The 23,890-nt window shown below is 59.4% G+C and carries 26 protein-coding genes; 14 read left to right on the forward strand and 12 right to left on the reverse strand.

The annotated features are described in order from the left end of the window. Positions 1 to 4 precede the first annotated feature (4 nt). The gene (locus AC0Z8Z_RS00390) at positions 5 to 946 is read right to left on the reverse strand and encodes a fatty acid desaturase (protein ID WP_122535457.1); all 942 of its coding nucleotides are present in this window, start codon (positions 944 to 946) and stop codon (positions 5 to 7) included. Positions 947 to 1,068: 122 nt separating this feature from the next. Here AC0Z8Z_RS00390 and AC0Z8Z_RS00395 point away from each other — a divergent pair, with 122 nt between their 5' ends. Continuing rightward, positions 1,069 to 1,482 carry a GNAT family N-acetyltransferase gene (locus tag AC0Z8Z_RS00395; protein WP_485617335.1) on the forward strand — a complete coding sequence of 138 codons (414 nt, stop codon included), beginning with the start codon at positions 1,069 to 1,071 and terminating at the stop codon, positions 1,480 to 1,482. 112 nt (positions 1,483 to 1,594) lie between these two features. Next, the gene (locus tag AC0Z8Z_RS00400; protein ID WP_485617336.1) at positions 1,595 to 2,422 is read left to right on the forward strand and encodes a class I SAM-dependent methyltransferase; all 828 of its coding nucleotides are present in this window, start codon (positions 1,595 to 1,597) and stop codon (positions 2,420 to 2,422) included. A 227-nt stretch (positions 2,423 to 2,649) separates the two neighbouring features. Here AC0Z8Z_RS00400 and def read toward each other — a convergent pair whose 3' ends face one another. The 3 genes from def to AC0Z8Z_RS00415 all read right to left on the reverse strand — a co-directional run bounded on the left by def (position 2,650) and on the right by AC0Z8Z_RS00415 (position 4,707). Then, positions 2,650 to 3,189: a peptide deformylase gene (gene def / locus AC0Z8Z_RS00405; protein ID WP_485617338.1), complete on the reverse strand. Its 540-nt coding sequence runs from the start codon at positions 3,187 to 3,189 to the stop codon at positions 2,650 to 2,652. Between the two features lie 60 nt (positions 3,190 to 3,249). After that, the gene (locus AC0Z8Z_RS00410) at positions 3,250 to 4,248 is read right to left on the reverse strand and encodes a YihY/virulence factor BrkB family protein (RefSeq protein ID WP_122536612.1); all 999 of its coding nucleotides are present in this window, start codon (positions 4,246 to 4,248) and stop codon (positions 3,250 to 3,252) included. Between the two features lie 267 nt (positions 4,249 to 4,515). Then, the gene (locus tag AC0Z8Z_RS00415) at positions 4,516 to 4,707 is read right to left on the reverse strand and encodes a CsbD family protein (protein WP_272630440.1); all 192 of its coding nucleotides are present in this window, start codon (positions 4,705 to 4,707) and stop codon (positions 4,516 to 4,518) included. 372 nt (positions 4,708 to 5,079) lie between these two features. On the opposite strand from AC0Z8Z_RS00415, the gene AC0Z8Z_RS00420 reads away from it, so the two are divergent. Continuing rightward, positions 5,080 to 5,460 (forward strand): hypothetical protein, encoded by a 381-nt coding sequence (locus AC0Z8Z_RS00420; protein ID WP_485617340.1) that lies wholly within the window; start codon positions 5,080 to 5,082, stop codon positions 5,458 to 5,460. Between the two features lie 62 nt (positions 5,461 to 5,522). Here AC0Z8Z_RS00420 and AC0Z8Z_RS00425 read toward each other — a convergent pair whose 3' ends face one another. Beyond that, a complete protein-coding gene (locus tag AC0Z8Z_RS00425; protein ID WP_122622291.1) occupies positions 5,523 to 6,359 on the reverse strand; it encodes a CvfB family protein in 837 nt (278 codons plus the stop codon). 370 nt (positions 6,360 to 6,729) lie between these two features. On the opposite strand from AC0Z8Z_RS00425, the gene AC0Z8Z_RS00430 reads away from it, so the two are divergent. The 4 genes from AC0Z8Z_RS00430 (at position 6,730) to AC0Z8Z_RS00445 (ending at position 9,422) form a co-directional block, all read left to right on the forward strand. Continuing rightward, positions 6,730 to 6,909, forward strand: coding sequence for a hypothetical protein (locus tag AC0Z8Z_RS00430; protein WP_037012170.1), 180 nt, complete (start codon positions 6,730 to 6,732; stop codon positions 6,907 to 6,909). A gap of 186 nt (positions 6,910 to 7,095) precedes the next feature. Beyond that, entirely contained in the window at positions 7,096 to 7,581 is a 486-nt protein-coding gene (locus tag AC0Z8Z_RS00435; RefSeq protein WP_485617342.1) for a hypothetical protein, read from the forward strand. Positions 7,582 to 7,742: 161 nt separating this feature from the next. Next, the gene (locus AC0Z8Z_RS00440; protein WP_485617344.1) at positions 7,743 to 8,486 is read left to right on the forward strand and encodes a TorF family putative porin; all 744 of its coding nucleotides are present in this window, start codon (positions 7,743 to 7,745) and stop codon (positions 8,484 to 8,486) included. A gap of 63 nt (positions 8,487 to 8,549) precedes the next feature. Continuing rightward, complete coding sequence (locus tag AC0Z8Z_RS00445; RefSeq protein WP_485617345.1) at positions 8,550 to 9,422, forward strand: DUF6279 family lipoprotein; 873 nt, start codon at positions 8,550 to 8,552, stop codon at positions 9,420 to 9,422. 17 nt (positions 9,423 to 9,439) lie between these two features. On the opposite strand, the gene AC0Z8Z_RS00450 is transcribed toward AC0Z8Z_RS00445, so the two are convergent. Together AC0Z8Z_RS00450 and AC0Z8Z_RS00455 are read right to left on the reverse strand one after the other, a co-directional pair. Further along, positions 9,440 to 9,763 (reverse strand): hypothetical protein, encoded by a 324-nt coding sequence (locus AC0Z8Z_RS00450; protein WP_172609377.1) that lies wholly within the window; start codon positions 9,761 to 9,763, stop codon positions 9,440 to 9,442. A 125-nt stretch (positions 9,764 to 9,888) separates the two neighbouring features. Further along, the gene (locus AC0Z8Z_RS00455; RefSeq protein ID WP_074891698.1) at positions 9,889 to 11,241 is read right to left on the reverse strand and encodes a DEAD/DEAH box helicase; all 1,353 of its coding nucleotides are present in this window, start codon (positions 11,239 to 11,241) and stop codon (positions 9,889 to 9,891) included. 180 nt (positions 11,242 to 11,421) lie between these two features. On the opposite strand from AC0Z8Z_RS00455, the gene AC0Z8Z_RS00460 reads away from it, so the two are divergent. Both AC0Z8Z_RS00460 and AC0Z8Z_RS00465 read left to right on the forward strand, forming a co-directional pair. After that, positions 11,422 to 12,675, forward strand: a complete 1,254-nt coding sequence (locus AC0Z8Z_RS00460; RefSeq protein ID WP_485617346.1) for a mechanosensitive ion channel family protein — start codon at positions 11,422 to 11,424, stop codon at positions 12,673 to 12,675. 131 nt (positions 12,676 to 12,806) lie between these two features. Beyond that, positions 12,807 to 13,538 carry a hypothetical protein gene (locus AC0Z8Z_RS00465; protein WP_485617347.1) on the forward strand — a complete coding sequence of 244 codons (732 nt, stop codon included), beginning with the start codon at positions 12,807 to 12,809 and terminating at the stop codon, positions 13,536 to 13,538. Between the two features lie 41 nt (positions 13,539 to 13,579). Here AC0Z8Z_RS00465 and AC0Z8Z_RS00470 read toward each other — a convergent pair whose 3' ends face one another. Next, positions 13,580 to 14,536 carry a cupin domain-containing protein gene (locus AC0Z8Z_RS00470; protein ID WP_485617348.1) on the reverse strand — a complete coding sequence of 319 codons (957 nt, stop codon included), beginning with the start codon at positions 14,534 to 14,536 and terminating at the stop codon, positions 13,580 to 13,582. A 115-nt stretch (positions 14,537 to 14,651) separates the two neighbouring features. Between AC0Z8Z_RS00470 and AC0Z8Z_RS00475 the strand changes: the two genes are divergently transcribed. Together AC0Z8Z_RS00475 and AC0Z8Z_RS00480 are read left to right on the forward strand one after the other, a co-directional pair. Further along, the gene (locus AC0Z8Z_RS00475) at positions 14,652 to 15,572 is read left to right on the forward strand and encodes an alpha/beta fold hydrolase (RefSeq protein WP_485617350.1); all 921 of its coding nucleotides are present in this window, start codon (positions 14,652 to 14,654) and stop codon (positions 15,570 to 15,572) included. Positions 15,573 to 15,594: 22 nt separating this feature from the next. Continuing rightward, the gene (locus tag AC0Z8Z_RS00480; RefSeq protein WP_485617351.1) at positions 15,595 to 16,506 is read left to right on the forward strand and encodes an alpha/beta fold hydrolase; all 912 of its coding nucleotides are present in this window, start codon (positions 15,595 to 15,597) and stop codon (positions 16,504 to 16,506) included. Positions 16,507 to 16,635: 129 nt separating this feature from the next. On the opposite strand, the gene AC0Z8Z_RS00485 is transcribed toward AC0Z8Z_RS00480, so the two are convergent. The 3 genes from AC0Z8Z_RS00485 to AC0Z8Z_RS00495 form a co-directional block, all read right to left on the reverse strand. Continuing rightward, positions 16,636 to 16,872: a hypothetical protein gene (locus tag AC0Z8Z_RS00485; protein ID WP_485617352.1), complete on the reverse strand. Its 237-nt coding sequence runs from the start codon at positions 16,870 to 16,872 to the stop codon at positions 16,636 to 16,638. Positions 16,873 to 17,024: 152 nt separating this feature from the next. Continuing rightward, the gene (locus tag AC0Z8Z_RS00490) at positions 17,025 to 17,891 is read right to left on the reverse strand and encodes a carboxylate/amino acid/amine transporter (protein WP_485617354.1); all 867 of its coding nucleotides are present in this window, start codon (positions 17,889 to 17,891) and stop codon (positions 17,025 to 17,027) included. 389 nt (positions 17,892 to 18,280) lie between these two features. Continuing rightward, entirely contained in the window at positions 18,281 to 18,595 is a 315-nt protein-coding gene (locus tag AC0Z8Z_RS00495; protein WP_485617356.1) for a 3-phosphoglycerate kinase, read from the reverse strand. Positions 18,596 to 18,645: 50 nt separating this feature from the next. On the opposite strand from AC0Z8Z_RS00495, the gene AC0Z8Z_RS00500 reads away from it, so the two are divergent. The 3 genes from AC0Z8Z_RS00500 (at position 18,646) to AC0Z8Z_RS00510 (ending at position 22,562) form a co-directional block, all read left to right on the forward strand. Then, complete coding sequence (locus AC0Z8Z_RS00500; RefSeq protein ID WP_346630691.1) at positions 18,646 to 19,572, forward strand: LysR family transcriptional regulator; 927 nt, start codon at positions 18,646 to 18,648, stop codon at positions 19,570 to 19,572. A 411-nt stretch (positions 19,573 to 19,983) separates the two neighbouring features. After that, a complete protein-coding gene (locus AC0Z8Z_RS00505; RefSeq protein WP_485617357.1) occupies positions 19,984 to 20,541 on the forward strand; it encodes a peptidylprolyl isomerase in 558 nt (185 codons plus the stop codon). A 188-nt stretch (positions 20,542 to 20,729) separates the two neighbouring features. Beyond that, positions 20,730 to 22,562, forward strand: coding sequence for an ABC transporter ATP-binding protein (locus AC0Z8Z_RS00510; protein ID WP_122536653.1), 1,833 nt, complete (start codon positions 20,730 to 20,732; stop codon positions 22,560 to 22,562). Between the two features lie 159 nt (positions 22,563 to 22,721). Here AC0Z8Z_RS00510 and AC0Z8Z_RS00515 read toward each other — a convergent pair whose 3' ends face one another. Continuing rightward, positions 22,722 to 23,846 carry a GNAT family N-acetyltransferase gene (locus AC0Z8Z_RS00515; RefSeq protein WP_485617358.1) on the reverse strand — a complete coding sequence of 375 codons (1,125 nt, stop codon included), beginning with the start codon at positions 23,844 to 23,846 and terminating at the stop codon, positions 22,722 to 22,724. Between the last annotated feature and the right edge of the window lie 44 nt (positions 23,847 to 23,890).

Consider the following 23,890-nt stretch of genomic DNA (forward strand, 5'->3'; position numbering starts at 1 on the left):
GGTTTCAAACATGGGGATGTTGCGGGCTGTCGATAGGATTGAAGCTGTGGCGACGAAAGAGTTCCGCGTAACCGGCCACCAGAAATCCGCCGCTGCGTGCCAGCCACTGCTCGCGCCGCGCCCGATACACGACCGGCATGTGATACCACGACAAGCCGGGCAAGTCGTGGTGCACGAGATGCAGGTTCAGGTTCAGGAACAGCCAGGCCCATGGCCAGGAGGCTTCGTTGATCACCGTGCGCTCCTGGGAATACTCGCCAGGGCGGTGCTCGTAATAAGAGCGAACCATCGACACCGCCAGCGCCGGTACGCTGCAAAAGATCACGTAATGCACGGCCGAGATCGCGCTGTAATGCTCAATGAATAAAAACATCAGCACCAGCACTCCACCGTGTGTCGACCACATCGCCCAGGCCTGACGCTCGCCACGCAGCAATCGCCGGGTTTCGCCAACGATAAGACTGCTCAGCGCCAACGGCACACCAAACACCAGACGCCCCGGCGGCGTCTTGTCGAGCCACCGCAACACGCGCATCAGCGTGCCGGTCTGCTTCCAGTCCAGCTGGCTCAAGTAGCGGCTTTCCGGATCGCGACCGGGTACCGTGAGGTCTTCATCGCAGTGGTGCTGCATATGGGTGTCGCGATACAGCGTGTACGGATACCACACCGCAAAGGGCGCGTAACCGAGCAGCTTGTTCAAGCGCAACGAACGGGTCGGGTGGCCGTGCAGCACCTCGTGTTGCACCGACATCCACAGCACCAGCAGCGGGATCATCAACAGCGTTGTCGGCCACACGCCCAGGTGCGGACTGGCAACCAGCAACGTCGGCCAGCCTGTGAACACACCGATCAGCAGCAACCAGGTCGGCCATTCCGTGCGGCCTGTAAAGCTTGCACGCAGACGCTTGATCTCTTCGCGCTGCGCGTCGTCCAGGTAGTTGGGCATTGCCGGTTCCTGCATTCGGGCTGATAACCGGTTGTGCAACGACGCAGGAAAAACTTGTAGATCGATTGGTTATGAGGGTAGAACGATGCGCCCAAGCGATCTTGATTCGACGCACAACGCACATGCCCGACATTCAGTTCTTGCCCCTCCCCGACCTGCAGCGTCCCTTGCTGGAGAAGTTTTACCGCGCCCATCGCTCGCCCATGCGTGCCAGAGGCGAGGCGCAGATGTGGGTGGCGCGCCAGCCGGACATTGTTGGCGCCTTATGCCTGACGCCTGTTGCGGGTGGGCAGTGGTTGACCGGGTTGTTCGTTGCGCCAGCCGAGCGCGGACGCGGTCTCGCAGCAGGGTTGATCGCGGCAGCGTTGATATCGGTTGAAGGGAGCGTCTGGCTGTTCTGTGAGCCAGAGTTGAGCGGGTTTTATCAGCGGATCGGCTTCGTTGAGGTTGAGGATTTGCCGCAGGAGCTGGCCCCACGGCTGGCGCGTTATCGACAGACCAAGCCGTTGATCTCGCTCGTGCGCAGCGCAGATTGACCGGCTGACAGGCTTAGAACTTTTCCTGCGGTAAACCAAACCAAACGTGCCATCGCAGGCCCGGCCTTGCGTGCTAGCCTCGCCGATCATTTCTTGGTTGAGCAGGATGCACATGAAACCGGCGCTTATGGTTCTCTCTCTCGCGGCACTTTCGGCGACAGGATTGGCGGCGGCGAGTGCTGCGCCTGAATCCACAGTTACTCACGCGCAGTTCGCGAGCGTCCTCAGCGGCGACTGGCGAGTCCCGCAAAATGCCGCACGCGATCAATACCGGCACCCCGAGCAGACGCTGAAATTCTTCGGCCTGCGCCCTTATCAGACGGTCATCGAAATCACGCCGGGCAATGGCTGGTACAGCGAACTGTTGGCGCCGCTGCTCAAAGACAAGGGGCATTACGTTGCTGCCATCGTCGACCCCGCCGCCAGCGATTACGCGAAGAAATCCGCCGACAGCCTGAAGCAGAAATACGCCGCCGACACTGCCCATTACGGCAAGGTCGAGATCGTGGCTTATGCGCCCGAGGCGCCGGTCTTCGGCAAGCCAGGCTCGGCCGACACCGTGCTGACCTTCCGCAACGTGCACAACTGGGTCGATGCCGGCAACGAAGCGGCGACGTTCAAGGCGTTTTATGAGGTATTGAAACCGGGCGGGACGCTCGGCGTGGTCGACCACCGGGCCAAACCCGGCACCACTGCCAAGGACAACGAAAAGAACGGCTATCTGCCGACGGACTATGTGGTGAAACTGGCGCAGAAGGCGGGTTTCAAACTGGCGGCCGAGAGCGAAATCAACGCCAACCCCAAGGACACCAAAGACTATCCTGACGGGGTCTGGACACTGCAGCCGGCGCTGGTCAAGGGCGAACAGGACAAGGCGAAGTATCTGGCAATCGGCGAGTCCGACCGCATGACCCTGCGGTTTATCAAGCCAGAGAAATAATGAGCTGGCCGACGCTGGATCTTTCGATGTCATCGTGGCGTTGACACCAAAGCGAAAGGAATAGACCAGCCCTCCCGGCCGCTGCATAACCTGTGGGAGCGAGCTTGCTCGCGAACAGGAGGTTCAAACCGGTGGATATCGGGCGGATGTACCGGCCTTTTCGTGAGCAAGCTCACTCCCACACAGGTACTCAGCTGCCCTCGAGATTTCGTTGAATTCCGAAGCCGTTATTCGTCCGCGTTCGGGTCCATTCCCGGGAACAGCACTTCGATAAAGCCGAAGCGGCTGAAGTCGGTAATGCGTGACGGGTACAGGCGGCCGATCAGGTGATCGCACTCATGCTGAACGACCCGCGCATGAAACCCGCGGGCTCCCCTTTGGATAAGCTTGCCGTCCGGGTCGAAACCCTCGTAGCGAATGTGCTCGTAGCGGTCCACCACACCACGCAGGCCCGGGACGGACAGACAGCCTTCCCAGCCCTCTTCCAGGGTTTGCTCCAGCGGTGTGATCAGCGGATTGAGCAGGATGGTCTGGGGGACGGCTTCTGCATCCGGATAACGGTCGCTGCTCTCGAAACCGAAGATCACCAATTGCAGGTCAATGCCAATCTGGGGCGCAGCCAGGCCGACACCGCCGACGCTTTCCATGGTTTCGAACATGTCTTCGATAAGCATCTTCAGCTCACGGGAGCCGAACATCGACTCGGGGACAGGTGGCGCAATGCGCAGCAAGCGCTCGTCACCCATTTTCAGAATTTCGCGAATCATTGCGGGCCCTCTGCAACGGGCAACGGCGCCAAAAGCAGGCGCCGTGTGCCTTGAGCGTGATCAGAATTTGTCGGTTTTCAGCACCGGTGGCGTTGGGGTGTAGTCTTGGTCATGGGTGTGATCGCGGCCGAGTCCGGAAACGTGTTGCTTGAGGTGGACCGTATTAAAATCGGCCATCCCATCGCGCTCGCCCTCCTCCTTCTCGCCTTTCTCTTTGCCTTCGGCTGACATGTGCTCGATGACAGCGTTCATCTCAGCGCCAAGCAACAACACCGCTGCGGAGATGTAGAAATACAGCAGCAGCACGATGATCGCGCCGATGCTGCCGTACATCGCGTTGTAGTCAGCGAATGTCTTCACGTAATAGGCAAAGCCCAGCGAAGCGACGATCCACACCACAACTGCAAGCACTGAGCCTGGGGTAATGAAGCGGAAGCTCTGCTTAACGTCGGGCATCACGTAATACATGATCGCCACCGCCACCATCAGCAGCAGAATGATCAGCGGCCAGCGCAGAATCGTCCACAAGGTGACGATGAAGTCTTCCATGCCAATCTGCGCGGCAAGCCAGTTCATGACCTGCGGGCCGGTGACCATCAGCGCGGCAACCGTGAGCAGCATCCCGGCAATGCCGATGGTGTAGAACACCGACAGGGGGATGCGCTTCCAGGCCGGGCGCGCTTCGACCACGTCATACGCGGCGTTCATGGCGCTCATCATCAGCCGCACGCCGGCCGAAGCGGTCCACAGCGCGATGACGATACCGATCGACAGCAGGCCCCCCTTGGACTGTTGCAACTGGTCTATGACCGGGTTCACCTGATCGAGGGCCTGCGGCGGCAGCACCAGCTCGGACTGTAGTCGCAGCCAGCTGAAAAAGTCCGGCAAATGCAGGAAGCCGATCAGGGCAATAAGGAACAGCAGGAACGGGAACAGCGAGAACAGCATTTGGTACGCCAGTGCCGAGGCATAGGTCGACATCTCGTCATCGAGAAACTCTTTGACCGTTCTGACCAACACTGTCTTGATGCTGAGCTGGCGCAAGTCCGGGAATATCATGGCGTCTCCTTCGCGACACAGATGTAGCCGAAGCACGGTTATTGATTCAGGCGTTTCTACAAGCGGTATGCATACGAGCGGGCAATTGCGTTGAAATTCCGTCGGTTGCCCGAACGGGCAGGCTTTTTACAGGGCGCCCGGGGTATTGGCTACATTTGATGTGTTTCAGGCGGTCGGCGACGCAAATGATAACGGCCATCAGAGGATGGCCGTTACGGTGTTGCGAATCTGGTCGCCGGGAGCATGCGGGCTCCGGGCGCAAGGGATTCAGACCTTGTCGACGCCTTTTTTCACAGCGTCTTTTGCGTCGCCAACGGTTTGTTGCGCTTCGCCTTTGATTTCTTGCGCTTTGCCTTCGGCACGCAGTTTGTCGTTGTCGGTCACTTTGCCGACGCCCTGCTTGACGTTACCTACCGCTTCGTTGGCCATGCCTTTGACTTTATCGCCGGTGCTGCTCATAGGATTCACTCCAGGGTGGAAATAGGATGTCATTAACTCGACACTAGAACTGACCGGAGCGGTGAATCAGAGGTTCAATTATTTCGCGAGGGTGCGTTAAGCAGGTCAATAGCTTCCCGGCTGAAGCCGGTCCTACAGGCACTCGGTGGTTTTAGTGGGACCGGCTTTAGCCGGGAAGAGGACAGTCGAGGCGGTGACATTTTGATCGTTCCCACGCTCTGCGTGGTCACGCATCCCGGGACGCTCAGCGTCCCTGTTGGAGCTCGCGAATTTTGCCTTTATGTTTCCCCGAGAACCCCGGAGAATGCGCGACCGAACCGGCGGCGCTCAGGGCGTCGGGCCAGGTTGACGAGACCGTGATCCAGGAATGTTATGAAACCCGATAAGCAGCAAGCCATTGCGCGCCGTAATGAACAGCTCGGCGGCGCCGTGCTCGGCACCAACAACACGCACTTCGCCGTGCTCGACCCCAAGCGCAATATCTGGTGGTTTGATTTGCCCATGAGCCGTCTGGCGGTGGGTCAGTACGAGTGGCTGCATTTGCTTCTGCACACGCCCAGCACCGATGAGTTGATTCACCTGAAGGTGACGACCAAGTTCCTGCGCGATCAGAAAGACGCAGTGGTAGTTCGCAACGAAGGCAAGCGCAAGTCCACCGTGAGCCTGGAGCTTTCGGCGGACAAGGATTCGTACTTGAAGGACATGCGCCCGAACGGCGCGAATCTGAGCTTCGCCAGTTTCGTACAGAAGTGATCTGGCAAGGCTAATCAGAAGGCCGCAGCGCAGATCAACCCGCGCTGCAGCCGAGTATCACGTCAGACCAGCTCGATACGGTCGGCGTGAATAACGATCTGGCCCTGTTTGTACAGTGCACCGATCGCTTTCTTGAAGTTTCCTTTGCTGACGCCGAACAGATTGCTGATGACCTGTGGATCGCTCTTGTCACTGACAGGCAGCACCCCGTTGTTGTCGCGCAATTTGCCAAGGATTTGCGCGTTGAGGCTGCTGGCAAGCTGTTCGCCCACCGGCTGCAGACTCAGACTGATGTTGCCGTCGCTGCGCACTTCCTTGATGAAGCCTTTTTCCTGTTTGCCCGAACGCAGGAACTTGAACACCTCATTCTTGTGAATCAGGCCCCAGTGCTTGTTGTTGATGATTGCCTTGAAACCCATCGCGGTCTCTTCGGCGACCAGCAAGTCCACTTCCTGCCCGACTGAATAGTTCGCCGGCGCCTTGTCCAGATAGCGATCCAGACGCGTGGTCGCGGTGATGCGGCGGGTGTGTTTGTCGAGGTAGACATGCACCACGCAGTAATCACCGGCTTTCAGCGGCTGCTTTTCTTCCGAATACGGCAGCAGCAAATCCTTGGGCAGGCCCCAATCCAGAAAGATGCCAATGCTGTTGACTTCAACCACTTTGAGACTGGCAAATTCACCCACCTGAACCTTGGGCTTCTCGGTGGTGGCGATTAACTTGTCATCGCTGTCCAGATAAATAAAGACGTTGAGCCAGTCTTCATCTTCGCTGGGAATATCTTTGGGGATATATCGATTGGGCAGCAAAATTTCGCCGTCTTGTGCCCCGTCCAGATATAAACCGAAGTTGGTGTGTTTCACCACTTGCAAACTGTTGTAGCGCCCGACTAAAGCCATGTGCAGATACCCTCGTTACGTGGGCGGCATTCTACCCGAATTCGGACGGGCATTCCGGATTGGCCACTGCCGTCAGCTCGCGACCTTGAAAATCATCGGGTTGGTGAACGACTCTGCGCAGAGGATGCCGGACGCAAGCCATTCGTCAGGTCGCTGAGCGTCGTTGCCGCCTTGAACGCTGGCTCGATTTGAGAGAAAGCCATGTTGAACATCGCAATTAAAACAGTCATTTAGTGGCTCATCTCAGGAAATGTTTCCGCTGCTCATCGCGATGAGCAGCCCTCCCCTCGTCCGATAATACCCAAGCAATTTCCGGCCAATTCCGATAGGATGGCCGGCCGTATTAAATTTATATAGGTCAATTGCAGCCATGCGTGTAAAAGCATCCAACTCGAAAGCCAAGCCAGCTCCTGCCGTTGAGACCAGCGATTCGATCAACGCACAAATTGCAGCTTTCCTGAAATCCGGTGGCGAGATCCAGCAGATCGCCAAAGGTGTCAGCGGCCAGACCTTCGGCCCATCCAAACAGATCTCCCTCGGCAAAAAGTAAATTTTCTCCCGCCTCCGCGGTCGACATCCAGGCGCTTTGATCACAAAGCGCCAGGTCTATCGCTCCCTCGCTGTACAAAGCTCTGCTTTACTCTCGTCACATGACCGCTCATTGATGCTGCTATGCATGGGTCATGGGAAAGAACGGACGATACCCTGATCTGCTGACGTCTCTGCGGAAACCGCTATGAACAAACGGATGATCATCGGCGCCCTGCTTAGCCTCGGGCTGACCGGCTGTGCGACCCACGGTTGCGACACCTCGGTGGCAGGCAGCGCATGCCGGGCCGACTATCTGCTGTATCAGAACGACATGCTCCAGGCCAAGCTGCTGATCAACGAGCGCCGCGCCGAAAACGACGAGCTTGCCAGCGCGCTGCTTGAGCGGGCAGCGCGCGAGGACACATCCGGCGAAGCGGAGTTTTACCAGGCGATACTGCTCTTGCGTCAGAACGCCAGCGCGAAACAGGTTGATGCCAAGCTCGATGACTCGGCCGATCACAACTATCCGCTGGCCATCGCCTTACAGGCACAACGGGCTGGAAAGGAAGATCAGCAAAAGGCCCGCGCCTGCCGTGCCAGGTACGAAAAGCTCGATGTCGCCACCAGTGGTTACCCCTCTTTCCCCCAAGCGTTGATCGTCGTCAATCAGCTGATTTCCCCCGGGAACTGATCGCTACATTCAGCCCATCTGCATCGAATCGACCAATGGTCGCGAGATATCGCCAATCGGCGGTATCCTTGCGACGCTCTAGATCGCGGTTCTTGTCGGGCCATTCGCCGCCAGCATAGATACCTTCGACCCACTCCTCTGAAACCTGAAAGGAGTGAAGCATGCCTTATGCTCGCTGTTTCAACCGTTGGACCGGTGCGGTGTTTACCTGCGCCGCTCTCATGCATCACGCCGCCAGCGCTCAAGTCATCGAGCGGGAGCTGGGCGACTTCAGCCTGAAGCTCGGCACCACGCCCAGCCGCACCATGGCCCAAGGCCTGGTGACGCCGAGCGGTGCCGATTCGAAATTCCATGGCGGACTCGACCTGACCCACGACAGCGGCTTCTACTTCGGGCAATGGTCCCCCAGCACCGGGCTGGCGCCCGATACTTCGCTGGAAGTCGATTCCTACATGGGGTTCAAGAAGCCCTTCGACAAAACCCTCGGCTATGAACTGGGTGTCATTCGCTACAGCTACCCAAACACCGCTCAGCTCGACAGTCATGAGCTTTACGCCGGTTTCCGCATTTTCGACAGCCGCATCGGCACCGCCTTCAGCACTGACGCCGGCCGCCAGGACAGCACCCTGTTCCTCGACCTGGGCAGCATGATTCCGCTGGGCCTGGACCTGCGCATGCAGTACGGCAATCACCAGCTTGACTCGCCCTCGATCATCGACGGCGGCGGCGTGGTCAATGCCTACAGCGACTGGTCCTTCAACGTGTCGCGCCCCGTGCTGGGCATGGACATGAACCTGATGTACAGCGGTTCGAGCCTGACCGGCGCCGATTGCAGCGCTTACAGCGGGCACAACACGCAGTGCGAAAGCACCGTCACGCTCAAGGTTGTGCGCTCGTTTTTCTGATGGGTTGAACCGCCATGACCTGACTTGCTCTATAACGGGGAGACGAACCGGCAAGGAGCTGTCATGGGCATTGTGTTGAAGACCTTTATTTCGCTATGGCTGAGCCTGATGCTGCTGGCGGGGTGCAGTCAGATTGGTCTGACGTATCGGCATCTGGACTTCATCATTCCCTGGTCGCTCAACGACTACCTGGACATGAACGCGTCGCAGAAAGACTGGCTCGATGAGCGCTTGAAGGAGCACTTGAGCTGGCACTGCACCACCCAGATTCCCGGTTACCTCGACTGGCTTGACCGTCTGCAAGGGATGGTCGAAAACAACCAGGTCAATCAAGAGCAGCTCAAGGCACGCACCGCCGAAGCGCGGCAAGCCATCGCCACCCTCTCCAAAGAAATCACGCCGTCGGCGGTCGAGCTGCTGCGTCAGCTGGACGATCAGCAAGTGAGCGAGATGCAAGCCGCGTTCGCGAAGGACCTGCGCAAGCATGAGGATGAATACGTCGACCAGCCGCTGGACAAGCAGATCAGTGAACGCGCCCAACGCATGGAGAAACGGCTGACACCGTGGATGGGCAAGCTGAATGCCGCGCAGCAGGCGCGAGTGATGCAGTGGTCGACGTCGCTGGGGGAGCAGAATCGCTTATGGATCGACAACCGCGCGCACTGGCAGTCGCTGTTGCTGGCGGCGGTAAAGCAGCGCAAGGCCGGGGATTTTGATCAGAAGATCGCCAGCCTGTTGCAGGATCGTCAGACCTTCTGGACACCTGAGTACCGCGCGACCTACGACCATACCGAGCAGGCAGCGATTTCCCTCATTGCAGACCTGATGGCGCAGAGTACGGCGGATCAACGGCAGAAGTTGCTGGCGAAGATCGCGGACGTGCGCAAGGACTTCACGGATTTGAGTTGCTACAAGAGCATGAAAAAAGCGTCCTGATCAGGACGCTTTCGGGATCAGGCGATTTGCGCCTTTGAGGCCACTTCGTCAAAAGTGGCCGGATCCAGCGCGTCGGCCTGTTCATCCAGCACCTGACGCGGATGGTCATTGCCCGGAATGCTGCTGTCGATCATCGCCAGCAGGCTCGCGCCGTTTGCTGTGAGGGTAGCGCCTTCGCCACTCCCACCTGCACCGCTGGTGTGGGCGGCAATGAACCCGCGTTCGAGCAACAGCGCTCTCAACTCTGCGGCATGGGTTTCTGACGCATCCTCGATCGCGACGCTGTTTTGTACGTGGTGCAGCAGACGCTCGATCAGGTCCCAGTCGTATCGTTTAGACATGTTTTAACCTCCAGTGGGCCAACAGGGCAATACCCGTGACGTCCGGTCATCGGGCTTGATGCTCAGTGGTTGTGACCCAGTGGAGGGCCAGCCGTTCAGCGGGCTGGCCGGGAAGCAGGAGGGGGTTATTCGGCGACGGGCGGACGCGTGACGCGCTTTTTCAGCGGCGCCATCCCGTCCTGGCTGACCAAAGGCTCGGCCTTCGGACGATTTACCGATTTGCGTTTGGTCGGGCCCTTGGCGACGGCTTTCTTTTTGTCGCCCTTCTTGTCACCTTTGCCATCGGTTTTTTTCTTCTTCACGCCGACCGCCTTGCCCGACGCCTTGACCTTCTTCGGCCCGGTGTAGGTGCCTTTGACTTCCTTGATCGTGCGGCGCTCGAACTTCTGCTTCAGGTAGCGCTCGATGCTGGACATCAGGTTCCAGTCACCGTGGGTGATCAGCGAGATCGCCAGACCTTCGCCACCCGCACGGCCGGTGCGGCCAATGCGGTGAACGTAGTCGTCACCGGTGCGCGGCATGTCGAAGTTGATGACCATGTCCAGGCCGTCGACGTCCAGGCCACGGGCCGCGACATCGGTCGCCACCAGAATCTTCACGCCGCCCTGCTTCAGACGATCGATCGCCAGCTTGCGATCCTTCTGGTCTTTATCGCCGTGCAGCACAAACGCCTTGTACTCGAGCGCCACGAGGCGGCCATAAATGCGGTCGGCCATGGCCCGCGTGTTGGTGAAGATGATTGCTTTCTGATAGGTCTCGTTGGCCAGCAGCCAGTTGAGGACCTGCTCTTTGTGCACGTTGTGGTCGGCGGTGATGATCTGCTGACGGGTGCCCGGTGCCAGTTCGCTGACACTGTTGACCTGCAGGTGCTGCGGGTCTTTCAGGACTTTGCCGATCATTTCGCGCAGGCCCGAACCACCGGTGGTGGCCGAGAACAGCATGGTCTGCTGACGATTGGCGCATTCGCCGGCCAGACGCTCGACGTCTTCGGCAAAGCCCATGTCGAGCATGCGGTCGGCTTCGTCGAGGACCAACAGTTCAACCTGCTTGAGGTCGAGGTTGCCGGCGTTGAGTTGCTCCAGCAGGCGGCCCGGCGTACCGATCAGGATGTCCGGAACCTTGCGCAGCATCGCCGCCTGGACCTTGAAGTCTTCACCACCGGTGATCAGGCCGGCCTTGATGAACGTGAACTGGGAGAAACGCTCCACTTCCTTGAGCGTCTGCTGGGCCAGCTCGCGGGTCGGCAGCAGGATCACGGCGCGGATGTCGACGCGAACCTTGGCCGGGCCCATCAGGCGATTGAGCATCGGTAATACGAACGCGGCAGTCTTGCCGCTGCCGGTCTGCGCCGTCACCCGTAGATCGTGTCCTTCCAGCGCCAGCGGAATGGCCGCTGTTTGCACAGGCGTAGGCTCGACGAAATTGAGTTCGGCCACGGCTTTTAGCAGGCGTTCGTGCAGGGCGAATTGGGAGAACACGGGTGTTACCTCGGCGTAATACAAAAAAACAGTCGCATAGGGTACCGGTTTACGCCTGATTCGCCGAGCCTCTTTAGCTCAAAGGGCCTATTTTGTTACCGGATTTGGCCTACCCTGCCCTCGCTTCACTATCAATGCTCTAATCGCGCCCCCCATTTCTGATCAGGAGATCCAGCGCCCATGGACACCCATTCGCTTTGGCTACGCGCCCAGGAAATCTGGACGCTGCTGGAAAACCAGCCAATGCTGCGCACGATCACCGGATTGCTGTTACTGCTCGTCGCTGCCTTCGCGCTCGGGCGTCTGGCGCGATGGATGATCCTCTACGCCATGAAGGCCCTGAGCCGCCAGCCGTCGCTGTTCTGGCTCAACGATTTTCTGCACAACAAAGTCTTTCATCGACTGGCCCAGGTCACGCCCTCGGTGGTCATTCAATTCGGGCTGAATCTGGTCCCGAATCTCAGCACTGCCGCCAATCACGTGCTCGGCAACATCGCGCTGGCGTTCACCATCCTCTTCCTCATGCTCACCGTCGGCGCGCTGCTCAACGCGCTGCTGGACATTTACGCGCGCACCGAACACGCCCGCACCCGCTCGATCAAGGGCTACGTGCAACTGACGAAAATGATCCTGTACGTATTTGCCGGGATTATCATCGTTGCCACATTGATCGATCGATCACCGTTATTGCTGCTGTCCGGGCTCGGCGCGATGTCGGCGGTGATTCTGCTGGTCTACAAAGACACCCTGCTGTCCTTCGTCGCCAGCGTGCAGCTCACCAGCAACGACATGCTGCGCGTGGGCGACTGGATCGAAATGCCACAAGTCGGCGCTGACGGGGACGTGGTGGATATCACGCTCCACACCGTGAAGGTGCAGAATTTCGACAAGACCATCGTGTCGATCCCGACCTGGCGGTTGATGTCCGAGTCGTTCAAGAACTGGCGCGGGATGCAGCAATCCGGCGGGCGCAGGATCAAGCGCAGCCTGTTCATCGACGCCAGCGGCGTGCGATTCGTCTCCGATGAAGAAGAACAGAAGCTGACCCAGGTCCGCCTGCTGACCGACTACATGGGCCGCAAAAAAGCCGAGCTGAGGGCGTGGAACGAGGCACAGGGCAACGTCGCCGAAATGTCAGCGAATCGCCGTCGCATCACCAACATCGGCACGTTCCGCGCCTACGCGCTGGCGTACTTGAAAAGCCACGCCGACATTCACCCTGACATGACCTGCATGGTCCGCCAGATGGAAACCACCGCCCAGGGCGTTCCGCTGGAAATCTACTGTTTTACCCGCACCACCAGTTGGGGGGACTACGAGCGGATTCAGGGGGATATCTTCGATTACCTGCTGGCCGTGCTGCCGGAGTTCGGGCTGGGCGTTTATCAACAGCCGAGTGGCGCGGATTTGCGGATGGGGTTGGCGAAGATGTAGTCGAATGAGAATGTGCAATTGCCATTAGCGTCCCGGCCCGAAGCGTCAACGCCAGTCAAAATCCCTCTGCGCGGATCGGAACATTTATGAGTCAAGTCCCCAACGCATACCTGGGGGTCTGGAAGCGGCGATTGATCCAGCGTCGCTCAGAGCACTCGGACAGCGAAACCGAGGTGTATTGGCTACAGACACCGCGACTGTTCGCGGACCTACGAATCCCCAGTAATCCGCTGTCCCCTTTGGCGCTTGAAGCCCTCAGCGATGCTCAACACTTGGCGCTGAGTGAACAGCAAGGCTTCGCCGGGGTGACGCAGGTCGACGCCGACATTTGCCAATGGCATCGCAAAATGGACTATCAGCCGGTCAACGGCGACGAAGACATTGGACGCATGCGCTTTGAAACCAGCGATTGCCTTATCGAAACGGCGCTGGATGACAGCTACTACGAAATATGGGATCGACTGCCTCGTTCGATTGGCGCATGCCGTGGGCAATGGTTGCAGGGGATAGATGACCCAGCGCGTCAGGGCTGTTTGCTGTTGGCGGGGGACTACTTTCTGTTCGCCGCGAGCCGTCCTGAGCCACTGCCATCGGGTACCGATTTAAGAGAGTTGCTCAGCCAATCCGGAAGCCGCGAACAAAGCGTCTCCCTGTTGGCTTGCGAGCTCTCGTTCGGCCAGCATCGCGCGGGTGAAGCGCCTTGGAAAATCGAGTGCTCGACACTGCCCGCGAACATAGGCCAGGTCCTGTTGCCAGCCTCGGTGGATCCTGATGGCTCAGGTATATTCGCCAATGAAGCGGTATTGTCTTCATTGGGGGCATTTATCCCACCCGGGGGTTGGTGCTGTGCTCCCGATCCATAACCATCCAAGAGGCAGGTCTTGGATATGCACTTGGCAGTGAGTTACGACGCCGCGCCGTTTCTGACGCGCACCGCCCCTGGGGACATGCCCACCGACCGTTTAAACGCGCGGCTGAACGCGGCCAATGATCCGTAACCCAGCTCGCTGGCGACGGTTTCAACCGGTTGACGTTCGCGACTCAACCGGAGAACCGCCAGACGCATTCTCAAGTCCGTCAGGTATCGAAGCGGAGTGACGCCGGTTGCAAGGAAAAACCGCTGGGCAAACACAGAGCGGGATTGCCCGGCTTCCTTTGCAAGCGATGCCACTGTCCAATTATGGCCGGGCTGTTTGTGCATCATGACCAGCGCCCTGCTGAGTCGGGGATCCTGTAACGCGCTCAACCAGCCCGAGGCGCCGCCGCATCCGCCAGCCACCCAGCCTCGTACGATCAGGGCGGCGACCACTTCGGCCAGACGCGCCAGGATTCCCATGTGCCCCGCCTGAAGGGTCAGCGACTCACGCTCCATCGCCTCAAGCATGGGGCGGATCTCGGGTGATGACTCAAGCAGGGTACTCACCTGCAACACCTCTGGCATGGCCGTTACGAGCGGTTGCATGCCACCGAGCTCCAGCGTCATGCAGCAACTGAAGAGAATCGGCGCGCGGCCTTCTCGCTTCTGATCAACAAGGGACTTCTCACCGCCGTCATCCCTCGCAAAAGCGTCCAGAGCAAAGGGCTTCACCTCGGCGGCGCGGGTATTTTCAGAGGCCAATACCCCATGGGGCCCTCCATGGGGAAGGAGCACGGCATCCCCCGTGTCGAGCCGATGAAGATGGCCGCCCGGGCTGCGCAGCCAAAGCGGCCCGCGCCCCGCAAAATGAAATTGAGCCCGGCCCACTTCGTTGCTGAAGCTAATGCCCTGAGAGACTGGAACTTCCATTCTGCGGAACTGCACGCCGAACAAGCGCATACCTGACAGCAATTCACCCACTAGGGCGTTGGCAGAAGGATGCATAAAGAGGGAACCAAGTCAGGACGTATAATCAAATAATAAGCGTTTTGGATCATAGAACGTCCCAACGAGCCTGCCTAGACTTTGCTTCCCACCTTGAAGTCAGGAAGCAGTCCCCATGAACTACCTTCGATTTACCCGAATGCTGCGCAGCACCTGCGCGGTCCTCCTGCTGGGAGGCCTGTCCTCGCTGACCGTGGCCGCGGACCGGAGCTACACCGTGACTTCGCCGGATGGCATCAAGCTGGCGGTGCAAGAGTCAGGCAATCCACAGGGCCCTGCCATTGTTTTCATTCATGGACTGTTGGGCAGTCGACTCAACTGGGAGAAACAAACGAGCAGTGCCGAGCTGCAACGCTATCGCATGATCACCTACGACCTGCGTGGTCATGGTCTTTCCGACAAGCCGGAACATACCGACGCCTATACCGACGGGCGCCGATACGCCGATGACTTGGCCGCCGTGCTCAAGGCAACCGGCGCCAGTAAGCCGGTATTGGTCGGCTGGTCATTGGGCGGCGTGGTCATGTCGAACTACCTCGCCGCCTATGGGGACGCTGATATTGGCGGGGTGATGTACGTCGACGGCGTCATCGAACTTAACGCCGCGCTGATCACATCCCACCCTGATGTCTATGCAGGCCTGGCGTCCGAGGATCTGAAAACCCATCTGGACGCCGTGCGCACCTTTCTTGCGCTCTGCTTCCAGACCCGGCCAGACTCGGCCACGTTCGAGCTGCTGTTATCCAATGCTGCCATGGCTTCCTGGCCGATGACCCGCGCCACGCCCTCGATGACCGTCGCGGTGGCAGAAGGACTGCCCAAGGCACGCGTGCCGGTCCTGATGGTGTATGGCGAAAAGGATGAGCTGGTTCAGGTTCAGCCCAGCATCGTCCGCGCCAGGCAGTTGAACCCTCGCATTCAGACGAAGCTGTACGAGAGCTCGGGCCATGCGCCGTTTCTGGAAGAAGCCACGCGCTTCAATCGGGATTTGGTTCAGTTCATGGACACATCTGTGACCGCTGCTCAGGGCCACTGAAAGCAGACTAAGAGGCTGGCTGATGTCCGAGCTGAGACGTGCAACCTCCACACCTTTCTTTAGTGACTTCCGGTCACTCGACATGGAAGCAGGCGGAGTTCGCTTCGCCGGTGTCATTGGGGGTAATGGCCCACCAGTGCTCCTGCTCCACGGCTACCCGCAAACCCACATCGCGTGGCGGCGAATTGCACCAGCGCTGGCGCTGACTCATACGGTGATCACCCCGGACCTCCCAGGGTACGGCTCGAGCCTGATCAGGCAAACAACACCTCGATGGACGAAGCGCCGCGTCGGGAACGCACTGGTGGCACTCATGGAGAAGCTGGGACATAAGCGATTCTCGGTGGTTGGTCACGACCGAGGGGCGCGGGCCGGGTATCGCATGGCCCTTGATCATCCTGAGCGGATCACCGCATTCGCCTCCCTCGCGGTGGTGCCGACGCTGGATGCGCTGACCGCAATGGATTTTCGCGGCGCCAACAAGGCCTTCCACTGGTTTTTGCTTGCTCAGCAGGCGGACCTGCCCGAGCGCTTGCTGGCTGCTGACCCGGATGCATTCATTGATTTCGCGCTGGAGAAGATGACTGAGGGGCGAGAGGTGATCGACGCGGCGGCCATGGAAGCTTACCGGGCGTCATTTCGCAGACCTTCGGTGCGTCGGGCCATGATTGAAGATTACCGGTCTGCGCTGGATGAGGATCTTGCGCTGGACGAAGCAGACTTCGCAGCAGGGCGAAAGCTGCCCTGCCCGGTGCTGGCGCTATGGCCGGATGCCGATCACGCTGATAACCGCCCGACACCCATCGACATCTGGCGGCGCTGGGCAACCAACGTGACCGGCAGCCCAACGCGGGGTGGGCATTTGCAGCCAGAAGATGCTCCAGAACAAGTAGCGGCAGCACTTGTTCCCTTCTTGCGAATGCACAACATCTAATGACGTTTGAAGGTTAGCTGTTATCAGCTGAGCATGAAAACGGAGTAAACCCGACGCACTTTAATTCAAACCACAAAAAACCCGGCGTCTGCCGGGCTTTTATGTTTGGGCATTCAAACACCCAAAGAATTAACGTTCACGCTGGTAGCTCGAACCGAACTCTTTACGGTTTTCAGCGACGGTCACAGTGCCCGAAGTCTGGGTAGCGAAGGGCTTGACCGCCTCTTTGCTGGCGACTTTGCTGTCCAGGATGGTAGCGCTGGAAGCGTCGACGATGGCGCGTTGGTTGATGTGCTCAGGGCTGGCGAATGCAGAACCGGCGGCCAGGATGGACAAGGCGAAACCGAAGGCGATGGACTTTTTCATGATGTAGATCTCCGCGTAGTTGCTGGTAAGTTGGTTAAGTCGTTTCGTTGGGGCCAATCTATTCGGTTGATACCAACATGAAAAACCAAGCATGCAGATATCTAACATCACTCTCGCTGATGTCGTTAACGCGGGCCTCTAACCCGGCTGTTTCAGAGAACAGCCCGGCGTTGAGCAATACCGCGGCGACTGATCCACACCGACGAAACAATCACCAGCCCGCCCAAAAACAGCTTGCCCAAGTCCTCGTTCTGTCCCCAGATCAACAGATTGATCAGCAGTCCCACCGGCACGTGCAGGTTATTCATCACCGCCAGTGTGGCGCCGTTGACCAGGCAAGCGCCTTTGTTCCACCAGTACATGCCGAGCGCGGTGGAACACAGGCCGAGGAACAGCAACACTACCCACTGTTGTGGGGCATCCGGCAAATGTTGCGGGTTGCCAAACAGTAGAAACGCCGGCAAGGCCACAGCCAGGGCGCCGAGGTAGAAATACCCAAAGCGGCGGTAGTGCGGCAGATCGCTGGGGTGACGGGCCACCAGGTGTTTGTAGAGCACCTGCCCCGCTGCGTAGGTGAAGTTGGCCAGTTGCAGCAACAGGAAGCCGCCGAGGAAGTTCGGATCGACCCGGTCGTAACGGATGATCACCGCGCCGAGCACCGCGACCAACGCCGCCAGCAGGCCCCACGGATTGAAGCGTCGATTGAGAGCGTCCTCGATCAGCGTGACGTGGAGCGGCGTGAGGATGGTAAACAGCAGCACCTCGGGGACCGTCAACACGCGGAAGCTCAGGTACAGGCAGACGTAGGTGACGCCAAACTGAAGCGCGCCGATCAACAGCATGCCGCGCATGAATGACGACTCGACCCGACGCCAGCGCGTCAGTGGAATAAAGACCAGGCCGGCCAGCACCACGCGAAGCAGCACGGCAAAGTAGCTGTCGACGTGCCCGGCCAGATAAACGCCGATCAGGCTGAAGGAAAACGCCTGAATCAGCGTCACGAAAAGTAGATAGCCCATGGTCGCCCCTTTTTTGAAGGCGGCGACCTTAGCCCGTTGGCCGTGACGTGTCTATTGAACAGGTCAGCCGGGCCGCCGTTTGCGGCGATCCCGGACCCGGAAAGAAAAAACCCGATCGACCCGGCGCAGTCCTGCAGGTCGATCGGGCAATGCACTCAGGAGCGAACGAGTGCCAATGGAGTGTCGATGAACGCGAGCATCATCAGGCGACGGGATTAACGGACGATTAAGCGATTTGTAAGAGGTCGCTCGCGCGCGAGAACGTTCATTTCCCTGGCCTGTCAGCGGCAGCTGTCTCGATCAAAGAAGCTGCCAATCGCCGAGAACCCATCTAAGAATTTGTTTTATCGACGAAGCCGAAGTACGCTCCGTCGACGCTGATGCGTCGGTTACAGAGGCTCGCAGCTCAGGGAGATGCGCAGCTTGACGATGTCGCGGGTGAATTTCGCGGTGACTTCGGTGCTGCTGTTCGGCGCGACCTGAACCCGGCGCGTGCGTGGGGCCTCCGGCCCGTTGCGAAAGACCACGCTGCACTTGGCGGGAACGTCGCCAAAGTTATTCAGGGTGATGTTGCCGATGTCGTAGGCGACGTCATGACTGTTGTAGTCCACCTGCACGTCCTTGATGTCTTTCTCGACGTCGATCGGGTAGGCAAACGCGCTCAGCGGCAGCATCGCCAGCAGCACACAACAGATTCTTTTCATGGGGCAGTCTCCATTCAGGGACCGCCAGCTTAGGACAACAGGAGCGAGAGATGAAAGCGCCCCGCGTGACCCTTGATCAATGGCGCACGCTGCAAGCCGTTGTCGACCATGGCGGCTTTGCTCAGGCTGCCGAAGCGCTGCACCGCTCGCAGTCGTCGGTCAGCTACACCGTCGCCAGGATGCAGGACCAGCTCGGCGTTCCGCTGTTGCGCATCGATGGCCGCAAGGCCGTGCTGACCGAGGCCGGCGAGGTCCTGTTGCGACGTTCGCGGCAACTGGTGAAGAACGCCAGCCAGCTGGAAGACTTGGCCCATCACATGGAACAGGGTTGGGAAGCCGAGGTGCGGCTGGTGGTCGATGCCGCTTACCCGAACGCGCGACTGGTGCGGGCGCTGACCGCCTTCATGCCGCAGAGCCGCGGATGTCGGGTGCGGCTGCGTGAGGAAGTGCTGTCGGGCGTGGAGGAAGTGTTGCTGGAAGGCGTAGCCGATCTCGCCATCAGCGGCTTCAGCATTCCGGGGTATCTGGGTAATGAGATGAGCAAGGTCGAGTTCGTCGCCGTGGCCCACCCTGGCCATGCCTTGCATCAACTACAGCGTGAGTTGAATTTCCAGGACCTGGAAAGCCAGTTACAGGTGGTGATTCGTGACTCCGGTCGCAATCAACCGCGCGATGTCGGCTGGCTCGGTGCCGAACAGCGCTGGACGGTTGGCAGCCTTGCGACAGCAGCTGCGTTTGTCAGCAGCGGGTTGGGGTTTGCCTGGCTGCCGCGCCACATCATCGAGCGGGAGATTCAGGAGGGCGTGCTGAAGATCCTGCCTCTTGATAAAGGCGGCAGTCGGCATCCGACGTTCTATCTCTATTCGAGTAAGGACAAACCGCTCGGGCCTGCGACGCAGATTCTGATTGAGCTGATTCAGAGTTTCGACACCGCGCCGCTGGATGCGCCCTTCCCGGCGCCGCAGCAGATGCTTTGAATAAGCTCTATCCGGGAAGGCGTCGGGTGTCACACCGCAGGAGTGAGGGTGATCACACTGGCCTCTTCCCGGCTGAAGCCGGTCCTACGAATGCACCGCATCACCCTGTGGGACTGGCTTTAGCCGGGAAGGCGTCAGGCGTTACACCGCAGGATTGGGGGTGATTAAACCGGCCCCTTCCCGGCTGAAGCCGGTCCTATGATTACGCCGCGTTCCTCTGTAGGACTGGCTTTAGCCGGGAAAGCGTCAGGCGTTACACCGCAGGATTGGGGGTGATGAAACCGGCCCCTTCCCGGCTAAAGCCGGTCCCACTAAAACAGGGCGGGGCATGCCCCCACTGTCCAAATCCCCGCAAACGTGCTTCCCTTACGTCCTGTTTTCGCAGTCGACATCAATTTCAGGACTCTGCCCATGCTGAAGAAAATCGCCCTCTCCGCCGCTGCCGTGTTGTTCGCTGGCAATCTGATGGCCGCTCCGGCGCCTCACGTTGTGCTGACCACCAGCTTCGGCGATGTGGAAATCGAGCTGAACCAGGACAAGGCGCCCATCAGCACTCAGAACTTCCTCAAGTACGTCGACAGCAGCTTCTACAACAACACCATCTTCCACCGGGTGATCCCGGGCTTCATGGTGCAGGGCGGCGGCTTTACCGCGCAGATGCAGCAGAAATCCACCAACGACCCGATCAAGAACGAAGCCGATAACGGCCTGCACAACGTGCGCGGCACTGTCGCGATGGCGCGGACTTCGGACGTGAACTCGGCCACCAGCCAGTTCTTCATCAACGTCGTCGACAACGCAATGCTCGACCACGGCGCCCGTGACTACGGTTATGCGGTGTTCGGCAAGGTCGTGAAAGGCATGGACGTCGTTGACCAGATCGTCAACGTGCAGACCGGCAACAAAGGCGGCATGCAGAACGTGCCGGTGGACCCGATCTACATCAAGACGGCCAAGCGCGTGAACTAAGCTTGCCGCAAGCATAAAAGCCGGGCGCCTGCCCGGCTTTTGCATTTTAGGGACAAGGCCTCTTGAATCAGCGTGAGCAATCGCGTTTTGCTGTGGTCTGAACCGAAGACTGCCATTGAGCTGCTCTCAAGCCGCTGCCTATCACCCCATTGAAAGGAGAGCCCGCTCAAGCGTGGGCGTCATTGCCAATGCTCTATCGCCGTTTTGAACAGCTGATCGATATTTTCCGCGAAGCCCCTTCCGCCGCCCCGCCCAACACCGTCACATCGTTCTACCTGTATTACCTGCGTCAGGTGTGGCCCAGCTTTGCTGCGCTGCTGGTGGTCGGACTGATCGGCGCGCTGATCGAAGTCTCGCTGTTCAGCTACCTGAGTCGCATCATCGACCTGGCCCAGGGCACGCCCAACCCGAATTTCTTCCAGGAACATGCGTTCGAGCTGACGTGGATGGTCATCGTCGCGCTGGTGCTGCGGCCGATCTTCGTTGCGCTGCACGACTTGCTGGTGCACCAGACCATCAGCCCCGGCATGACCAGCATGATCAACTGGCAGAACCACAGTTACGTGCTCAAGCAGAGCCTGAATTTCTTCCAGAACGACTTCGCCGGTCGCATCGCCCAACGCATTGTCCAGACCGGCAACGCGCTGCGCGACTCGGCGGTGCAGTCGGTGGACGCGTTGTGGCACGTGCTGATCTATTCGATCAGCGCGCTGGTGCTGTTCGCCGAGGCCGACTGGCGCCTGATGATCCCGCTGCTGAGCTGGATCATCGCGTTCATCCTTGCCCTCCGGTACTTCGTGCCGCGGGTTAAAGCGCGCTCGGTGATCTCCTCCGATGCGCGTTCCAAACTGATGGGCCGCATCGTCGATGGCTACACCAACATCGCCACGCTCAAGCTCTTCGCCCACACCAATTCGGAGCAGCAGTACGCCCGCGAGGCCATCAGCGAACAAACCGAGAAGACCCAGCTCGCCGGCCGCGTGATCACCGAGATGGACTCCGTGATCACCACGCTTAACGGCATTCTGATCGTCACGACCACGGGCCTGGCGTTGTGGCTGTGGACCCAGTCGCTGATTTCCGTGGGTGCGATCGCGCTGGCGACCGGTCTGGCGATTCGGATCGTCAACATGTCCGGCTGGATCATGTGGGTGGTCAACGGCATCTTCGAAAATATCGGCATGGTGCAGGACGGTCTGCAGAGCATCGCGCAACCGGTAGGCATCACCGATCGGGACGCTGCACCGAAGCTGGCCGTCAGCCGTGGTGAAGTGAAATTTGAGAATCTCAACTTCCAGTACGGCAAGGGCAAAGGCGTGATTCATGGCCTGAACCTGGACATCAAGCCGGGCGAGAAAATCGGGTTGATCGGGCCTTCGGGCGCAGGCAAATCCACGTTGGTGAATTTGCTGCTGCGTTTGTACGACGTACAAGGCGGCCGCATCCTGATTGACGATCAGGACATTTCCCACGTCGCTCAAGAAAGCCTGCGTTCGCACATCGGCATGATCACGCAGGACACGTCGCTGCTGCACCGTTCCATCCGCGACAACCTGCTGTACGGCAAACCGGATGCGACCGACGCCGAGCTGTGGGAAGCCATGCGCAAGGCCCGCGCCGACGAGTTCATCCCGCTGCTCACGGACTCTGAAGGCCGCACCGGGCTGGATGCCCATGTGGGCGAGCGCGGCGTGAAGCTGTCCGGTGGTCAGCGTCAGCGCATCGCCATCACCCGCGTGCTGCTCAAGGACGCGCCGATCCTGATCATGGACGAAGCGACGTCCGCGCTGGATTCGGAAGTGGAAGCGGCGATTCAGGAGAGTCTGGAAACGCTGATGCAGGGCAAGACGGTGATCGCTATTGCTCACCGGTTGTCGACCATCGCGCGGATGGACCGCCTGATCGTGCTGGAAAACGGCGTGATCGCTGAAAGCGGAACCCATGGCGAGCTATTGGCCCACAAAGGTTTGTATGCGCGGCTGTGGGCGCATCAGACGGGCGGGTTTGTTGGGGTGGATTGACCCTTGAAGAGATAGGCCCACGGCGGATGTCCCGGGAGGTTCCGGTGCCGCCTTCGTGAGCAAGTTCACTCCTACAAGGGCTGAGCTTGCCACGAGACATCGGTGTCACGGCGAAGCCGACAAAGCTGCTCTCGCTTGATCGGACCCAAACAGATCGAGCTACACCTGCCGATACGGCAACGCCGCGCGCGCCTCGTCGGCGTACGCCAGAATACCCGCCCGTTCATGAGTCAGGAAATCCGCCACCGCCTCTCTCAACCCCGGATGCGCCAGGTAATGCCACGAGTGTGTGATCACCGGCTCGAAGCCGCGGATCAACTTGTGCTCACCTTGGGCGCCCGCGTCGAAGCGCTTGAAGCCGTGGGCGATCGCGTAATCCATGCCCTGATAGAAACAGGTCTCGAAGTGCAGCCGATCGAACTCGGCCAGACAGCCCCAGTAGCGTCCGTAAAAACTGTCCCCGCCAATCAGGCTGAACGCCATCGCCACCGGCCGCGAACCCTGCCGTGCCAGCACTACGCGAATCGCGTCGGGCATGCGCTCTGCCACAAGGCTGAAGAATTCCCGCGTGAGGTACGGCGTTTGCCCACGCACTTCGTAGGTATTGGAATAACAGGCGTAGACGAAATCCCAATGCGCCTCGCTCAGCTCGTGGCCTTCTAGCCAGTCGAAATCAAAACCCTGCCCCGCCACTTGCTCGCGCTCCTTGCGCATCTGCTTGCGCTTGCGTGAGCTCAAGGCATCGAGGAAATCCTGGAAATCCCGATAGCCGCGATTCTGCCAATGGTACTGGCAGCCAATGCGCTGTAGCCAGCCGGGTTGTTCGGCGAGCAAAGCGTCGGCCACCGGATCGGTGAAGTTGACGTGAACGCTGGACAGCTCCTCGCCCTGGGCATAGCCCGGCAGGCAGGCGAGCAGTTCGCGACCGTCTTCGGGTGTCTTCGCCAGCAGCCGAGGCCCGCTTACCGGGCTGAACGGCACTGCTACCAGCAGCTTGGGGTAATAGGCCAGCCCGGCGCGACGACAGGCGTCCGCCCAGGCGTGATCGAAGACGTATTCGCCGTAAGAGTGCCATTTGCGGTACGCCGGCAGCGCAGCGATCAGCTGCTCGCCCTCGTAATGCAGCAAGTGCTCGGCCCGCCAGCCGGAACGAGGTCCGAGGCTGCCGCTGTCTTCCAGCGAACTGAGAAACGCATGGCGCAGAAAGGGTGAATCGCCCGGTATCAGGGCGTCCCACTGTTCAGGCGCAAGGTCCGACAGCTTATCTAAACGGTGTAACGACATCTCGCCACTCCTGGTCCAGTCCGGTGGTCGCTAACGTTTGCGCA

This window comes from Pseudomonas sp. 1L-C-7-B-C1, assembly GCF_057291635.1.

What these genes read in the sequence shown, in the direction of transcription:
- AC0Z8Z_RS00390 (WP_122535457.1), bottom strand. Translation starts at nt 946, where the DNA reads ATGCCCAACTACCTGGACGACGCGCAGCGCGAAGAGATCAAGCGTCTG.
- AC0Z8Z_RS00395 (WP_485617335.1), top strand. Translation starts at nt 1,069, where the DNA reads ATGCCCGACATTCAGTTCTTGCCCCTCCCCGACCTGCAGCGTCCCTTG.
- AC0Z8Z_RS00400 (WP_485617336.1), top strand. Translation starts at nt 1,595, where the DNA reads ATGAAACCGGCGCTTATGGTTCTCTCTCTCGCGGCACTTTCGGCGACA.
- def (WP_485617338.1), bottom strand. Translation starts at nt 3,189, where the DNA reads ATGATTCGCGAAATTCTGAAAATGGGTGACGAGCGCTTGCTGCGCATT.
- AC0Z8Z_RS00410 (WP_122536612.1), bottom strand. Translation starts at nt 4,248, where the DNA reads ATGATATTCCCGGACTTGCGCCAGCTCAGCATCAAGACAGTGTTGGTC.
- AC0Z8Z_RS00415 (WP_272630440.1), bottom strand. Translation starts at nt 4,707, where the DNA reads ATGAGCAGCACCGGCGATAAAGTCAAAGGCATGGCCAACGAAGCGGTA.
- AC0Z8Z_RS00420 (WP_485617340.1), top strand. Translation starts at nt 5,080, where the DNA reads ATGAAACCCGATAAGCAGCAAGCCATTGCGCGCCGTAATGAACAGCTC.
- AC0Z8Z_RS00425 (WP_122622291.1), bottom strand. Translation starts at nt 6,359, where the DNA reads ATGGCTTTAGTCGGGCGCTACAACAGTTTGCAAGTGGTGAAACACACC.
- AC0Z8Z_RS00430 (WP_037012170.1), top strand. Translation starts at nt 6,730, where the DNA reads ATGCGTGTAAAAGCATCCAACTCGAAAGCCAAGCCAGCTCCTGCCGTT.
- AC0Z8Z_RS00435 (WP_485617342.1), top strand. Translation starts at nt 7,096, where the DNA reads ATGAACAAACGGATGATCATCGGCGCCCTGCTTAGCCTCGGGCTGACC.
- AC0Z8Z_RS00440 (WP_485617344.1), top strand. Translation starts at nt 7,743, where the DNA reads ATGCCTTATGCTCGCTGTTTCAACCGTTGGACCGGTGCGGTGTTTACC.
- AC0Z8Z_RS00445 (WP_485617345.1), top strand. Translation starts at nt 8,550, where the DNA reads ATGGGCATTGTGTTGAAGACCTTTATTTCGCTATGGCTGAGCCTGATG.
- AC0Z8Z_RS00450 (WP_172609377.1), bottom strand. Translation starts at nt 9,763, where the DNA reads ATGTCTAAACGATACGACTGGGACCTGATCGAGCGTCTGCTGCACCAC.
- AC0Z8Z_RS00460 (WP_485617346.1), top strand. Translation starts at nt 11,422, where the DNA reads ATGGACACCCATTCGCTTTGGCTACGCGCCCAGGAAATCTGGACGCTG.
- AC0Z8Z_RS00470 (WP_485617348.1), bottom strand. Translation starts at nt 14,536, where the DNA reads ATGCATCCTTCTGCCAACGCCCTAGTGGGTGAATTGCTGTCAGGTATG.
- AC0Z8Z_RS00475 (WP_485617350.1), top strand. Translation starts at nt 14,652, where the DNA reads ATGAACTACCTTCGATTTACCCGAATGCTGCGCAGCACCTGCGCGGTC.
- AC0Z8Z_RS00480 (WP_485617351.1), top strand. Translation starts at nt 15,595, where the DNA reads ATGTCCGAGCTGAGACGTGCAACCTCCACACCTTTCTTTAGTGACTTC.
- AC0Z8Z_RS00485 (WP_485617352.1), bottom strand. Translation starts at nt 16,872, where the DNA reads ATGAAAAAGTCCATCGCCTTCGGTTTCGCCTTGTCCATCCTGGCCGCC.
- AC0Z8Z_RS00490 (WP_485617354.1), bottom strand. Translation starts at nt 17,891, where the DNA reads ATGGGCTATCTACTTTTCGTGACGCTGATTCAGGCGTTTTCCTTCAGC.
- AC0Z8Z_RS00495 (WP_485617356.1), bottom strand. Translation starts at nt 18,595, where the DNA reads ATGAAAAGAATCTGTTGTGTGCTGCTGGCGATGCTGCCGCTGAGCGCG.
- AC0Z8Z_RS00500 (WP_346630691.1), top strand. Translation starts at nt 18,646, where the DNA reads ATGAAAGCGCCCCGCGTGACCCTTGATCAATGGCGCACGCTGCAAGCC.
- AC0Z8Z_RS00505 (WP_485617357.1), top strand. Translation starts at nt 19,984, where the DNA reads ATGCTGAAGAAAATCGCCCTCTCCGCCGCTGCCGTGTTGTTCGCTGGC.
- AC0Z8Z_RS00510 (WP_122536653.1), top strand. Translation starts at nt 20,730, where the DNA reads ATGCTCTATCGCCGTTTTGAACAGCTGATCGATATTTTCCGCGAAGCC.
- AC0Z8Z_RS00515 (WP_485617358.1), bottom strand. Translation starts at nt 23,846, where the DNA reads ATGTCGTTACACCGTTTAGATAAGCTGTCGGACCTTGCGCCTGAACAG.